This window comes from Ruegeria sp. AF5, assembly GCF_056541905.1.
In genome coordinates this window covers 154,578-167,532 of sequence record NZ_JBQFYZ010000002.1, presented here as the reverse complement: position 1 = coordinate 167,532, position 12,955 = coordinate 154,578, and the positions used below count along the sequence as shown (strand labels likewise).

The following is a 12,955-nucleotide window of genomic DNA, read 5'->3' as shown; positions in this document are numbered from 1 at the left end:
GCCCTCAATTCGACCAATGGGACCGGCGGACATTTCCATGCCAATCTTCCGTGGCAAGGCTGACCTGAACCTGTGAACCACCTTGGGGCGCGGGCCAGGATTGGCCAACCGCGAACCCGGCAACGCCGGCCAAAACTATAGCCAGGATCATACGTGAACGCAGGTCGGGTATCCGGGGTGCAATATCTGCATGTGACATCTGTGTCTCCTGTTTCAGCTTTCAGGAACCACAAATGGGATGTGGAGAGACATAAGTGAAACGAATGTTTGTTTGGATCACCATCAAAAATCTTGATAATAAAAGAAGGTAAGAGCTCTGCCGCCATGCGGCCCGAAGGCGGCAGGGATCTTGCGCAGTCTGTGAAACACCCATTCGTTCTCACCTTCCCGTTACGCGTGTGACTTAAGGGTTGTGACCCAAGGGGCAAATACACAGTATTGGGCGTGTTCCCCCGTACCATTCAAGGAGCCGACATGCCCACGGAACGCATCACTTTTGCCGGACATGACGGCAGCCAATTGGCGGCGCGACTGGATTTGCCGGACGGGCCGGTGCTGGCGACGGCCCTGTTCGCCCACTGCTTTACCTGCTCCAAGGATATCCCGGCCGCCCGGCGCATTTCTGCCCGACTGGCTGCCATGGGCATTGCGGTGCTGCGGTTCGATTTCACCGGACTGGGCCATTCCGAAGGCGAGTTTGCCAATACGACCTTCACTTCGAATGTCGAGGATCTGATTTCAGCCGCGCAATATCTGGCTGGTCGAAAAATGGCACCTGCCCTGCTGATCGGCCACTCGCTTGGGGGCGCGGCGGTGTTGCGGGCGCGGGCTGGTATTCCGACTGTAAAAGCCGTCGTGACATTGGGTGCACCGGCGGACCCCGCCCATGTGTCGCATCACTTTGAGGCGGCGCTGCCTCAGATCGAAGAGGACGGCAGTGCCGAGGTCTCTCTGGGTGGTCGCCCCTTCCGCATTGGTAAAGCTTTTGTGGACGACATTGCCAAATCGGCCCTGTCATCTGCAATCGCCGACCTCAAAGCTGCCCTTTTGATCCTTCATGCCCCACGCGACGAAACGGTCAGCATCGACAATGCGAGCGCGATCTTTCTGGCCGCGAAACACCCCAAAAGCTTTGTAACTCTCGACAACGCCGATCATCTGATCACGCGCGCCTCTGACGCCGAATATGCAGCGGATGTTATTGCTGCTTGGGTTTCACGCTATGTGAAACTGTGCCCACCCGCTCCGCCACCGGGTGCGCCAGAGGGCGTTGTGCGCATAACCGAAGCAGATCCGGGCGGGTTCATGCAGGATATTCAGGCGGGTCCAAACCACCATCTGGTCGCGGATGAGCCCGCATCTTATGGCGGTACGGACAAGGGCATGTCGCCTTATGGCTTTGTCTCGGCCGGTCTGGGGGCCTGCACATCGATGACAATACGCATGTACGCCCGGCGCAAAGGCTGGCCCCTGACAAATGTCAGCGTCGATGTGTGTCATGACAAGGTTCACGCGCAGGATGCCGGATTGGTGAATGACGGCAAGGTGGACCAGTTTCGCCGGAAAATCCGCCTGAGCGGCCCGCTGGATCAGGAGCAAAGGCAACGTTTGCTTGAGATTGCGGACAAGTGCCCGGTTCACCGGACGCTTGAAGGCTCGGCCCACATAACGACCGAGCTTCTTTCATAAGAAAGGCCGCCTGACAGGCGGCCTTTTGTTCCTTAGCGTCGCGGGCTCGGTCGATGAATGGGCGGGCGGGCAACCGGCGGGCGCGCGACAGGTGGGCGCGCGACAGGTGGGCGCGGGCGCGCGGGAGGTTTGGCAACAGGCGGTTTCGGACGCTCGGGGCGCACTGGTCGATCAGGTCGGTTGGGACGATCAACGTCAATATCCACATTAACGTCATGGTAGTAGTCGTTCCACAGCATCGAGTCGTAAAACGGGTCATACCCGTACCCGACCCCAACCGTCACACCGTCACAGGCCGACAGCGTCAAAGTCGCGATCCCAAACCCTAGCGTAAGGGACATCCGTTTGATCAGTCTAACGCTCATCGCTCCCTCCCTCACTGAAGTGCCCGGAACGACGCGAAAACGGCGTTCAGATCATCTGCATAAATCGGGTCTGCCCCGTCCCGCAGAATAGCAACTGCGATGGCAACCCGGCCTTGCGGAAGGTCAATGACGGTGGCGGTAAAGCTTACTCCCTTGCCGTCCCGGTGCCCGGTGCCCCGAAACACGCGGGCTGGCAATCCGCCGATACGGGTATCGCTGGTGCTGGTCGTCGTAGGGTCTTTGACCAGAAACTTGTCGATATCCTGCAAGTACCGGACGCCGCCCTGAATTGTTCCAACCCCCGCAGGTGATACGAAACCCATCCACACCGCGTCGTCTGTCACCGGCCGGAACCCCATGACCCGCGCGACCGCACGGGCGTCGCCCAGTTCGGTATCCTCAATCTCGCGCGGGCCGCCGGTACGAAGGACCCAGAAGTCTGGAACGTCAAACCGAAAGAGCGCTTGGCCTTCATCGGTGTATGTCACGGGTGTGTCAGCCAGTGCTGGTGCAGCTGCGCCGACCCAAAACACACCACAGAGGGCAAGTACAGAACATGATAAAAAACGCATATCTCAATAACCTGGTTATTTCCTTCCGATCAGATTGAACTGTTGCAGCGCTGTTTGTCCAGCATCGCTTGGCAGCAAGGGCAGGACAGGCATCCACCCCAACTGGCGGCATGATCCGGTGAGACCTAGTTGCAGGCGCAAAACCTGCCTTGTTGCGGAACCCTGCCCGTCAATACCGTACCAAATCCTTTGCAGGACAGTTTTCCGAACCCGTCTGCTGCTGAAAAGCCCGAACAAACGGCAAGAATCAGGGCAAACCGTCTCATATACGCTCTCGCATCTTGTTCCCTACCCCGCACGCGGTTAAACCCCGCGCCAACGCCTCATCCAATCTGCAAAAAAGGTGCCGTCGCCTATGATTCCCCGTTATTCCCGCCCCGACATGGTTGCCATCTGGTCGCCCGAGACCAAGTTCCGCATCTGGTACGAGATCGAGGCGCACGCGTGCGATGCCATGGCGGATCTGGGCGTGATCCCGCGTGAAAATGCCGAAGCTGTCTGGAAAGCCAAGGATGTGGAATTCGATGTCGCCCGCATCGACGAGATCGAAGCCGTCACCAAGCATGACGTCATCGCCTTCCTGACCCATCTTGCAGAGCATGTCGGCAGTGAAGAGGCGCGTTTTGTGCATCAGGGCATGACCAGCTCGGACGTGCTGGACACTTGTTTCAACGTACAGCTGACCCGCGCCGCCGACATCCTGATTGCCGACCTTGAAGGGCTTCTGGCTGCGCTCAAGCGCCGCGCGATGGAACATAAGAACACGGTTCGTATTGGACGCAGCCACGGCATCCACGCCGAACCGACAACCATGGGTCTGACCTTTGCCCGCTTCTACGCCGAGATGGACCGCAACCTGTCCCGGATGCGCGATGCACGTGCGGAAATCGCCACCGGAGCGATCAGCGGCGCGGTTGGTACCTTTGCCAATATCGACCCGCAAGTCGAGGAACATGTCTGTGACAAGCTGGGTCTGGTGCCTGAGCCGATCAGCACGCAGGTCATTCCGCGTGACCGCCACGCGGCCTTTTTTGCAACGCTGGGCGTCATCGCAAGCAGCATCGAAAACATTGCCATCGAAATCCGCCACATGCAGCGGACCGAGGTACTGGAGGGGGCTGAGTTCTTCTCGATGGGCCAGAAAGGCTCCTCGGCGATGCCGCACAAGAAAAACCCGGTGCTGACTGAGAACCTGACCGGTCTGGCGCGCATGGTCCGCGCAGCCGTAATACCGGCAATGGAGAATGTCGCGCTCTGGCACGAACGCGACATCTCGCATTCATCTGTCGAGCGCATGATCGGTCCGGATGCCACAATCACGCTGGATTTTGCCTTGGCCCGCCTGACAGGTGTGGTCGACAAAATGCTGATCTTCCCGGAAAACATGCTGGAAAACATGAACAAGTTCCCCGGGCTGGTCATGAGCCAGCGGGTTCTGCTGGCCCTGACCCAGGCAGGTGTCAGCCGTGAGGACGCCTATGCCATGGTACAGCGCAACGCGTTGAAGGTTTGGGAACACCGCACCGACTTCAAGGAGGAACTGTTGGCGGATGCTGATGTAACTGCCGCACTCAGCCCTGCGCAGATCGAAGAGAAATTCGACCTCGGGTATCACACCAAGCATGTCGATACGATCTTTGCGCGCGTGTTTGGCGACTAACGGTTATCTTTTCAGTCTGTTAGCCGGGGGTGTTCTGCCACGTGCATTGTACCCCCTTGTTTTTTGCCAGACCAACGGAAATGCGGTATCCTGCATGTGCTTTTTCCATACGAGGGAAACATCATGATCCGAACACTCCTAAGCGCATTGGCACTGGTTCTTGTGGCCTCGGCCGGGCTTGCCTGCGAACAACATTCCAAACAGACCCAATCCTGCGCACCCGGGACAACGTGGGATACTGAAACAAAAAGCTGCGCGAAATCTGTCAACAGCTGACAATTTTTGTCCAGTTCGTGAATAAAAGCGACCGTTCCCCTGTTAGCTTTTTTGTAGATCACACTATGATTTCAATAAGAGCCCCGAGAACGGAGTAAAGAAATGCGCCTTTTGTTAGCTTCTGCCCTTGCTTTGCAAGCCTTTGCCTTCGCGCCAGCTGTCCATGCCGCAGGTGGTGACAGCAGCAGCCCGCCGAAACCGACGAATACAACCAAGAAATGCCTGTTCGGCCGTGTATATGACGAAACCCGTGGAAAATGCGTCAAACCCGACAAGTCAAGCCTGACAGATGATCAGCTGTATGATGCGGTCCGCGAACTGGCGTATGACGGGCAATACGGGCACGCTCAGGACATTCTGCGCATCATGGATCAGGACGACGATCGTGTCCTGACCTATTGGGGTTTCACCTATCGCAAGATGGGCGAGCTGGAACTGGCAAATGTCTTTTATCAAAACGCGATCAATGCCAACCCAGACAATCTTTTGGCGCGCAGCTACATGGCGCAGGGGTTTGTGTCCGAAGGCCGAACCGATCTGGCGATCGAGCAATGGCGCGAAATAAAGTCCCGTGGCGGAGAAGGCACCTGGGCCGAGGCATCGTTGCGCGAAGCGATCCGAACGGGCCTGACATACAGCTATTAAGGTTCAGGGTTATTTAACCCGACTCTCTCTAATCTGCCTGTGGTTTGAAAACTTTAGCTCCACAGGCAGATGCAGAACACCAACGCATTAATTCAAACGGTTCAAGGGGCTTCGGCCCCATTTTCCGCAGGAGGTGGCGACAGCCCGCGCCTTGTTCCCCGATCTTTGACCAGCCGTCAAAAGGCGGCTGTTGTCGTGCGCCTGTTGTTGAACGACGGCGCCGATCTTCCGCTGGAGGAGCTTCCCGATGACCTGCAAGAGAAACTGACACATCAATTGGGGGAAATGGGCCTTGTAGACCGGGCGACTCTGGGTGCTGTGGCGCAGGAATTCAGCGAAGCCCTGGACAATGTCGGTCTGGCCTTTCCACATGGTCTTGCCGGGGCCTTGGATGCCGTCAGTGGAAAAATCACACCCGCGACAGCCGCGCGTTTGCGCAAAGTTGCCGGAGTTCGTCAGATCGGTGATCCCTGGCAAAGGTTGCGCGACATTCCAGCCCAGGACCTTGCGGCCATGGCACAGGCGGAAAGCACTGAAGTGGCCGCTGTGATGCTTTCAAAAATGGATACGGCACAGGCGGCGCAGATGCTGGGCCACATGCCGGGTCCGGTGGCACGGCGGATCACCTACGCAATCTCGAAAACAGCAAATGTCACGCCCGAAGCGGTTGAGCGGATCGGCTGGTCACTGGCTGCTCAGCTGGATCAGCGGCCTGTTCAGGCCTTCAATGACGGTCCAGGCGCGCGGGTGGGTGCAATTCTGAACCAGTCTGCGTCCGCCACACGTGACGACCTGCTGAACGCGCTGGATGAGGACGACGCCGATTTTGCCGATCTGGTGCGCCGCTCGATCTTTACCTTCGCCCATATCTCCAGCCGGATTTCGCCCCGTGATGTTCCAGCCATATTGAGGGAAGTCGATCAGCCTGTTCTGGTCGCGGCCCTTGCTGGTGCCGCCGCGGATGATGACAAGGCATCTGTCGAGTTTCTGCTGTCGAATATCTCCTCCCGCATGGCAGAAAACCTGCGCGAGGAAATCGCGGAACGCGGGCGGGTCAAGCAATCTGAGGCCGAAGATGCCATGACCCAGATCGTTGGGGCGGTTCGTACCTTGTCTGACGCCGGAACAATTACGCTGATTGAAAAGGAAGACGACGAAAACACGGGTTGAGGCAGGAACAGGCGCACCCGCCAGATCGTTAGGGCAGCCATTTCGCCAGGGTGCTTGAGGTTACGGGTACCGGGTTGTATGTCTGAGGCAACATTTCGCAACACGCGGTGAGACACCTCCATGCCCGTCGAAAAGTCGGAGCTCAGCCGGTTTGAGCTTGGAAAATACTATGTCGCCAATCTGTTCCTGCAGGGAATCATCGGCGCTATGCGCCAGCTTCCTTATGAAAAGCGCATAGCAACCATGGGTGCAATCATGAAAACCCTTGCACCCGTCGTTGGATTTCGCACCCGTGTCCGCCGGAATCTAAAGCTCACCTGCCCTGAATTGTCTGACGCCGAGATCACAAAGATCTATCGTGACGTGTCGGATAATGCCGGTCGGGCAATTATGGAGCATTTTTCACCCGAAGGTTTCATCGAACGTCAGGTGAACGCCAAGATATCCGGGCCGGGTATTGCTGCGTTTGATGCAGCGATTGCCGAAGGGCGCCCGGTGATGATGATCACTGCGCATTTCGGTCACTATCTGGCCGCTCGTGTTGCCCTGCAGAAACACAGCGGCAAGCCGATTGGATGCCTCTACCGGCGGATGGCCAATCCCTATTTCAACGACGCTTATGTCGAGGCTTTTTACAAAACCGGCGCACCGATGTTTGAACAGGGGCGGCGCGGTATGGTCGAAATGGTCCGGTCACTCAAGAACGGTGGAATCATTGCCATCGTGTCCGACCTGCATGCGCTGGGGGGCGAAGAGCTGACATTCTTTGGCAAGCCTGCCGTGACATCCGTGCTGAACGCAGAGCTGGCCATCAAGTACAAGGCCGTACTGATACCGTGCTATGCCGTGCGCCAGCCTAATGGCATCGACTTTGAAATCATCCTGCATGATCCCGTTCCGCACACGGACCCAAAGACGATGACTCAGTTCACCAATGACGATCTGGAACAGATCGTGCGGCAGCATATGGGACAGTGGTTCTGGATCCATCGACGTTGGAAAAGCTGGAACGGGCTTGGCGTTCAACCGGACGACATGCCCTGATCACTTGGCCCAAGACGCGGCAACTATTGGCCCGTGACCGGCCCTTTGCACAAGCACGACGGCTGGCAAGCCTGGTTCAAGCTGCGCCGAGTATGTCTGCGGCGTTTGCCCATCCCACCGGCCCGCAATCTGCCAGGTCTCGACAACATTGGCATAATCCAATTCCCGCCCTGCTAGTTCACCACGGCGGATCGAGGCATGGCGCAGAGGCGAATACTGAACGATACGCACGTCATAGGTCTCACCTTCGGGCAGTTCCACAGGCGTCACACTCACGGTCACTTCGTCAGCGTCTCGGATTGCTGTAACCGCTGCTTCGGGGGCGGCCTTTAGATGCGCATCAATCAGACGGTCGAGCTCCTGAGCCTGAGCGCCGACAATATCGTGCTGACCATTAATGATCATCTGGGGCGTATAGATCATGGATTTTCCGTTTTCGCGGGCATAGGCCCGTTGCCGGAGCGTGTGATCAGGATCGGCATATTCGTCCTTCCAGCCGATGTAATCCCAATAGTCGACATGCAGCGCCAGCCCGATGACATCGTCGCGTTTCGCCAGCTCATGCATGATCCGATCTGCCGGCGGGCAAGACGAACACCCCTGTGAGGTGAACAGCTCAACCACCACAGGATCCCCACCGGCCATGGGCTGGGTGGCGAACAGGCAGGATATTAAGACGGTCAAAGCAGCGGGTCTGAACATCAAAACTCTCGGATAAAGCGGGTGTTCTCTGGGATAGCCGTTTTGCCGCTCAACCGCTAATCAACGTTTCTTGAGGGCGGTGTCTGCAATTCTCCGCCTAAATGTGTGCAATGGTATACAAAATCGCAAATCCAGTGTCATTGAACCTTGAACCAGCGGCTTGGGTGATGCAGATAACATTCAGCGATGCCCGAAATCCAAGTCATTTGAGAAGGGAGGCCACCCGATGCCCATTAAAGTCGGACAGGATACCGCCAAGACACGCCGCAGCCTGAACGTGAATGGCAAATCCATTTCCTACTATTCGATCCCCGCCGCGCAGCAGGCCGGTTTGGGTGATTTTTCCAACCTTCCTGCCGCGCTGAAAGTCGTGCTGGAAAACATGCTCCGATTTGAAGACAGCGGCTTTTCGGTCTCGGTCGATGACATCAAAGCATTTGCCGAATGGGGTGCCAATGGCGGCAAGAACCCGCGCGAGATTGCGTACCGCCCTGCCCGCGTGCTGATGCAGGACTTTACCGGTGTTCCTGCGGTGGTCGATCTGGCCGCCATGCGCGACGGGATCAAAGGCCTGGGCGGTGACGCACAGAAGATCAACCCGCTGAACCCGGTCGATCTGGTTATCGACCACTCGGTCATGATCGACGAGTTCGGTAACCCGCGTGCGTTCCAGATGAACGTCGACCGCGAATACGAGCGCAACATGGAACGCTATCAGTTCCTGAAATGGGGTCAGAACGCGTTCAACAATTTCCGCGTTGTGCCTCCCGGCACCGGTATCTGTCATCAGGTGAACCTGGAATATCTGGCACAGACTGTCTGGACTGACACCGATCAGAACGGCGAAGAAGTTGCCTATCCCGACACACTGGTTGGCACCGACAGCCACACCACCATGGTCAACGGCATGGCCGTTCTGGGGTGGGGCGTTGGCGGGATCGAGGCCGAAGCCGCAATGCTGGGTCAGCCGATCTCGATGCTGATCCCTGAGGTGATCGGTTTTGAGTTAACCGGCTCGATGGTCGAAGGCACCACCGGTACAGACCTTGTTCTGAAAGTTGTCGAAATGCTGCGTGCCAAGGGCGTGGTGGGCAAATTCGTCGAATTCTATGGCGAGGGGCTGGACCGCCTGCCGCTGGCTGACCGTGCAACCATCGCCAATATGGCGCCGGAATACGGAGCGACATGCGGCTTCTTCCCGATCGACGGAGAAACCCTGCGCTACATGCGCAACACCGGCCGCGACGAAGACCGCATCGCGCTGGTCGAAGCCTATGCCAAGGAAAACGGGTTCTGGAGAGGCCCGGATTATGCGCCGATCTACACTGACACTCTGTCACTGGACATGGGCACAATCGTTCCTGCAATTTCAGGCCCGAAACGCCCGCAGGACTACGTCGCGCTGACCGACGCCAAGGCCGCTTTCACCAAGGAAATGGAAGAGACCTTCAAGCGCCCCATGGGCAAGGAAGTCGCCGTCAAGGGCGAAGACTACACCATGGAGTCGGGCAAGGTTGTAATTGCTTCGATCACCTCCTGTACCAACACGTCGAACCCTTACGTGATGATCGGTGCAGGCCTTGTGGCTCGCAAAGCCGCAGCTCTGGGTCTGAACCGCAAACCTTGGGTTAAAACCTCGCTGGCACCCGGTTCGCAGGTTGTATCGGCCTATCTTGAGGCCGCTGGACTGCAAGAAGATCTGGACAAGGTCGGTTTCAACCTTGTTGGGTACGGCTGCACCACCTGCATCGGCAACTCGGGCCCGATCCAGAAAGAAATCTCGGAAGCCATTGCCGAAGGCGATCTGGTCGCCACGTCGGTTCTGTCCGGCAACCGGAACTTCGAAGGCCGTATCTCACCGGATGTCCGTGCAAACTACCTGGCTTCGCCGCCGTTGGTTGTTGTCTATGCGCTGGCAGGTACGCTCGACATCGATCTGACGTCCGAGCCCATCGGTCAGGACAAGGATGGCAACGACGTCTTCATGAAGGACATCTGGCCAACCCAAAGCGAAATCGCGGAACTGGTCGAAGCAACCGTAACCCGCGAAGCGTTCCAGTCGAAATATGCGGATGTCTTCAAAGGGGATGAGAAATGGCAAAGCGTCGAGGTTCCGCAACAGGAAACCTATGACTGGCCGCCAACGTCGACCTACATCCAGAACCCGCCCTATTTCCAGGGTATGGGGGCGGAACCGGGCACGATCTCGAACATCGAAGGCGCCAAGGTTCTGGCCATTCTGGGCGACATGGTAACCACCGACCACATCTCACCTGCGGGATCATTCGCTACCACGACGCCGGCTGGCAAGTATCTGACCGACCGTCAGGTTCAGCCGCGCGAGTTCAACTCGTATGGCTCGCGACGGGGCAATCACGAAGTCATGATGCGCGGCACCTTCGCCAATATCCGCATCAAGAACGAGATGTTGGACGGAGTTGAAGGCGGATACACCAAAGGTCCGGATGGCGAACAGACGTCGATCTACGATGCCTCGATGGCCTATCAGGCCAATGGCACCCCGCTGGTCGTGTTCGGCGGCGAACAATACGGCGCGGGCTCAAGCCGCGACTGGGCGGCCAAGGGCACGGCGCTGCTGGGCGTCAAGGCCGTAATCGCCGAGAGCTTTGAGCGTATCCACCGGTCCAATCTGGTTGGCATGGGCGTGATCCCGTTCGAATTCACCGGTGGAGATACCCGCAAAACTCTGGGTCTGAAGGGGGACGAAACCGTCTCAATTCACGGGCTGGATACGGTCGAGCCGTTGCAGGACGTGCCCTGCACCATCACCTACGCAGATGGGGCTGAGACGACCATCCAGTTGAAATGCCGGATCGATACCGCGCCTGAGATCGAATACATCGAAAACGGTGGCGTGCTTCAATACGTGCTGAGGAATCTGGCGAAGGCCAACTAAGCCTGACCAGTCTGGACAAATGACAAGGGCGCCTGCGGGGCGCTCTTTCCTTTTCTGTATTTCAGTATCCCGTTCACGCATTTTTAAGTGGATTCCTTGACCCTGCTACAAAAACCGGAGACGCGTATGCAGGAAGTCGTCATTGTCAAATCCACGCCCCTGCCGGGGAAATTCGCGGCGCTTGCCAAACTGATCGGGGATCTGGTTGCCGAAACCCGAAAATTCCCCGGATGTCGTGCCGCTTATCTTCTGCTCTCGCCCGCAAACAACGAACAAGTCGTTGTTCACATCTGGGAAAACCCCGACGCGCTTGAAGCCTACCTGAACTGGCGTGCCGACAAAGGCGATTTTCTGCGAATCAACGAGTTTCTTGAGGTCGAGCAGGATTTCCAAACCTACCAGCTCGCCTGAACCAGAGGTTGAAAGGCCCTACTCAGCCGCTTTCTCAAGCGCAGGCCGGATGGTGCTTTCGATGACACGTTGCGTGATCGGGCCTGCAAAGCGCAGAATGATCGTTCCATCACCGTCGATCACGTAGGTCTCGGGAACACCGTACAAACCCCAATCAATCGCCATGCGGCCCTGTTCGTCGCGGCCGATGGCAGTGTACGGATCGCCAAGATTATCCAGGAAAGCCACGGCATTGCTCAGCTTGTCTTTGTAGTTAATGCCGTAAACCGGGATGCCTTCAGCTGCCAATGCCTCAAGGTTGGGATGCTCGGCACGGCATGGCGCGCACCAACTGGCCCAATAGTTGACCAGCTTGACCTCTCCGTCGCGCAGCGTTTCGTCGTCGAAAAGGGTCTTTCCCGGAAACTCGGTTAGAACCACGGGCGGCGCTGGTTGCCCTTCGCGGGCCGAGGGTAAGGCGTTGGGATCTTCGCGAAACATGCCGATGCCTGCGAGAACCGCAAATGCGCCAAAAATCAGAGGCGGCGCAATCATAAGGGGCGAGACTTTAGCCATTGCGCGACATCCTCTGTTCGACCTTCTCCATTTCCGCGCGCACCTTGCGCCCGCGCATCACGCTGAACGCAACTAGCGCCACGATAAGAGCGATGGAAACAGCATAAGACGACAAAACAGCGTCTGCATATTTTCCAAGATCGGGGATCATCCGCCTACCCTTTCCCGTGCCTGTAGCGCCTTGATACGACGGGCGCGAATTTCCGTTCCGGTGCGGTACAACACCAAGGCGATGAACAGCAGAACAAACCCGATGATGCAGGCCAGCAGAGGGTAGAAAAAGACATTGCTGACTTTCTCTTCCGTATCCGCCCCGGTAACGGCCCCGGCCCGCATGACCGATGCGCCCTGATGCAGGCCCTGATTCCAGAAATTCACCGCGTATCGGCTGAGGATCGCAAAGACCGACCCAACCAAGCACAGAACCGAGGTCAGATCGGCTGCGGTATCAGAATCCTCGATAGCTTCCCACAAGGCGACATAGCCAAGGTAGAACAGAAACAGGATCAGAAACGACGTCAGGCGCGGATCCCAGGCCCACCATGTACCCCACATGGGCTGTCCCCAGATGGCCCCCGTCAGCAGCGCTATCAGGGTCATAACGATCCCGATCGGTGCAGCAGCCCGTGCCGCAAGCGCGCTGACATGGTGGCGACGCACCAGCCAGACCAATGAGGTGGCCAGCATCATCAGCCAGCAATTGATCGCCATCAGGGCCGCCGGAACATGCAAATAGATGATCTTGACCGTCGACCCCTGCTTGTAGTCGTCCGGTGTAAAGAAAAAGCCCCAGGTCAGACCGACAACGATGCAGAGGATCGAGACGATCCAGAAAAACGGCAGGACCCGTTCGCTGGTTTCAAGAAACTTGCGCGGGTTGGCATATTCCCAGAGGGCGTTGGCTTTGGCTGCGATTGACATGGGCCCTATCTAGTCCGAGTTGGGGTGG

General features: G+C 57.5%; 14 protein-coding genes. 7 read left to right on the top strand and 7 right to left on the bottom strand.

Annotation, left to right across the window (positions count from 1 at the left end; genetic code table 11):
- Nucleotides 1-4: 4 nt before the first annotated feature.
- Nucleotides 5-199, bottom strand: a complete 195-nt coding sequence (locus ACR0DS_RS04310; protein ID WP_480545391.1) for a hypothetical protein — start codon at nt 197-199, stop codon at nt 5-7.
- A 275-nt stretch (nt 200-474) separates the two neighbouring features.
- On the opposite strand from ACR0DS_RS04310, the gene ACR0DS_RS04305 reads away from it, so the two are divergent.
- Nucleotides 475-1,689: a bifunctional alpha/beta hydrolase/OsmC family protein gene (locus ACR0DS_RS04305; RefSeq protein ID WP_480558191.1), complete on the top strand. Its 1,215-nt coding sequence runs from the start codon at nt 475-477 to the stop codon at nt 1,687-1,689.
- Between the two features lie 32 nt (nt 1,690-1,721).
- Here ACR0DS_RS04305 and ACR0DS_RS04300 read toward each other — a convergent pair whose 3' ends face one another.
- Both ACR0DS_RS04300 and ACR0DS_RS04295 read right to left on the bottom strand, forming a co-directional pair.
- Complete coding sequence (locus tag ACR0DS_RS04300; protein WP_480480363.1) at nt 1,722-2,054, bottom strand: hypothetical protein; 333 nt, start codon at nt 2,052-2,054, stop codon at nt 1,722-1,724.
- Between the two features lie 11 nt (nt 2,055-2,065).
- Nucleotides 2,066-2,626, bottom strand: a complete 561-nt coding sequence (locus ACR0DS_RS04295; RefSeq protein ID WP_480485258.1) for a hypothetical protein — start codon at nt 2,624-2,626, stop codon at nt 2,066-2,068.
- Nucleotides 2,627-2,981: 355 nt separating this feature from the next.
- Between ACR0DS_RS04295 and purB the strand changes: the two genes are divergently transcribed.
- The 4 genes from purB (at nt 2,982) to ACR0DS_RS04275 (ending at nt 7,421) form a co-directional block, all read left to right on the top strand.
- Entirely contained in the window at nt 2,982-4,286 is a 1,305-nt protein-coding gene (gene purB, locus ACR0DS_RS04290) for an adenylosuccinate lyase (protein WP_480485256.1), read from the top strand.
- 378 nt (nt 4,287-4,664) lie between these two features.
- Nucleotides 4,665-5,207, top strand: a complete 543-nt coding sequence (locus ACR0DS_RS04285) for a tetratricopeptide repeat protein (RefSeq protein ID WP_480480357.1) — start codon at nt 4,665-4,667, stop codon at nt 5,205-5,207.
- Between the two features lie 69 nt (nt 5,208-5,276).
- Entirely contained in the window at nt 5,277-6,377 is a 1,101-nt protein-coding gene (locus tag ACR0DS_RS04280; protein ID WP_480485254.1) for a flagellar motor switch protein FliG, read from the top strand.
- A 120-nt stretch (nt 6,378-6,497) separates the two neighbouring features.
- Nucleotides 6,498-7,421 carry a lysophospholipid acyltransferase family protein gene (locus ACR0DS_RS04275; protein WP_480485253.1) on the top strand — a complete coding sequence of 308 codons (924 nt, stop codon included), beginning with the start codon at nt 6,498-6,500 and terminating at the stop codon, nt 7,419-7,421.
- Here the strand turns inward: ACR0DS_RS04275 and ACR0DS_RS04270 are convergent, their stop codons facing one another.
- Nucleotides 7,422-8,123: a DUF1223 domain-containing protein gene (locus ACR0DS_RS04270; protein WP_480485251.1), complete on the bottom strand. Its 702-nt coding sequence runs from the start codon at nt 8,121-8,123 to the stop codon at nt 7,422-7,424.
- Between the two features lie 226 nt (nt 8,124-8,349).
- Between ACR0DS_RS04270 and acnA the strand changes: the two genes are divergently transcribed.
- The gene (gene acnA / locus ACR0DS_RS04265; protein ID WP_480558194.1) at nt 8,350-11,040 is read left to right on the top strand and encodes an aconitate hydratase AcnA; all 2,691 of its coding nucleotides are present in this window, start codon (nt 8,350-8,352) and stop codon (nt 11,038-11,040) included.
- 126 nt (nt 11,041-11,166) lie between these two features.
- A complete protein-coding gene (locus ACR0DS_RS04260) occupies nt 11,167-11,451 on the top strand; it encodes a putative quinol monooxygenase (protein WP_480480348.1) in 285 nt (94 codons plus the stop codon).
- An 18-nt stretch (nt 11,452-11,469) separates the two neighbouring features.
- Here the strand turns inward: ACR0DS_RS04260 and ACR0DS_RS04255 are convergent, their stop codons facing one another.
- The 3 genes from ACR0DS_RS04255 to ACR0DS_RS04245 are packed head-to-tail and all read right to left on the bottom strand — an operon-like array spanning nt 11,470 to nt 12,927.
- The gene (locus tag ACR0DS_RS04255) at nt 11,470-12,006 is read right to left on the bottom strand and encodes a DsbE family thiol:disulfide interchange protein (protein ID WP_480558196.1); all 537 of its coding nucleotides are present in this window, start codon (nt 12,004-12,006) and stop codon (nt 11,470-11,472) included.
- A complete protein-coding gene (gene ccmD, locus ACR0DS_RS04250) occupies nt 11,999-12,157 on the bottom strand; it encodes a heme exporter protein CcmD (RefSeq protein WP_209503508.1) in 159 nt (52 codons plus the stop codon). The genes ACR0DS_RS04255 and ccmD overlap by 8 nt, the downstream gene beginning before the upstream one ends.
- Nucleotides 12,154-12,927: a heme ABC transporter permease gene (locus ACR0DS_RS04245; RefSeq protein WP_480558198.1), complete on the bottom strand. Its 774-nt coding sequence runs from the start codon at nt 12,925-12,927 to the stop codon at nt 12,154-12,156. Before ACR0DS_RS04245 ends, ccmD begins: the two co-directional genes overlap by 4 nt.
- Between the last annotated feature and the right edge of the window lie 28 nt (nt 12,928-12,955).

Coding starts and splice junctions, on each gene's coding strand:
- ACR0DS_RS04310 (WP_480545391.1), bottom strand. CDS start 199: ATGTCACATGCAGATATTGCACCCCGGATACCCGACCTGCGTTCACGT.
- ACR0DS_RS04305 (WP_480558191.1), top strand. CDS start 475: ATGCCCACGGAACGCATCACTTTTGCCGGACATGACGGCAGCCAATTG.
- ACR0DS_RS04300 (WP_480480363.1), bottom strand. CDS start 2,054: ATGAGCGTTAGACTGATCAAACGGATGTCCCTTACGCTAGGGTTTGGG.
- ACR0DS_RS04295 (WP_480485258.1), bottom strand. CDS start 2,626: ATGCGTTTTTTATCATGTTCTGTACTTGCCCTCTGTGGTGTGTTTTGG.
- purB (WP_480485256.1), top strand. CDS start 2,982: ATGATTCCCCGTTATTCCCGCCCCGACATGGTTGCCATCTGGTCGCCC.
- ACR0DS_RS04285 (WP_480480357.1), top strand. CDS start 4,665: ATGCGCCTTTTGTTAGCTTCTGCCCTTGCTTTGCAAGCCTTTGCCTTC.
- ACR0DS_RS04280 (WP_480485254.1), top strand. CDS start 5,277: ATGCAGAACACCAACGCATTAATTCAAACGGTTCAAGGGGCTTCGGCC.
- ACR0DS_RS04275 (WP_480485253.1), top strand. CDS start 6,498: ATGCCCGTCGAAAAGTCGGAGCTCAGCCGGTTTGAGCTTGGAAAATAC.
- ACR0DS_RS04270 (WP_480485251.1), bottom strand. CDS start 8,123: ATGTTCAGACCCGCTGCTTTGACCGTCTTAATATCCTGCCTGTTCGCC.
- acnA (WP_480558194.1), top strand. CDS start 8,350: ATGCCCATTAAAGTCGGACAGGATACCGCCAAGACACGCCGCAGCCTG.
- ACR0DS_RS04260 (WP_480480348.1), top strand. CDS start 11,167: ATGCAGGAAGTCGTCATTGTCAAATCCACGCCCCTGCCGGGGAAATTC.
- ACR0DS_RS04255 (WP_480558196.1), bottom strand. CDS start 12,006: ATGGCTAAAGTCTCGCCCCTTATGATTGCGCCGCCTCTGATTTTTGGC.
- ccmD (WP_209503508.1), bottom strand. CDS start 12,157: ATGATCCCCGATCTTGGAAAATATGCAGACGCTGTTTTGTCGTCTTAT.
- ACR0DS_RS04245 (WP_480558198.1), bottom strand. CDS start 12,927: ATGTCAATCGCAGCCAAAGCCAACGCCCTCTGGGAATATGCCAACCCG.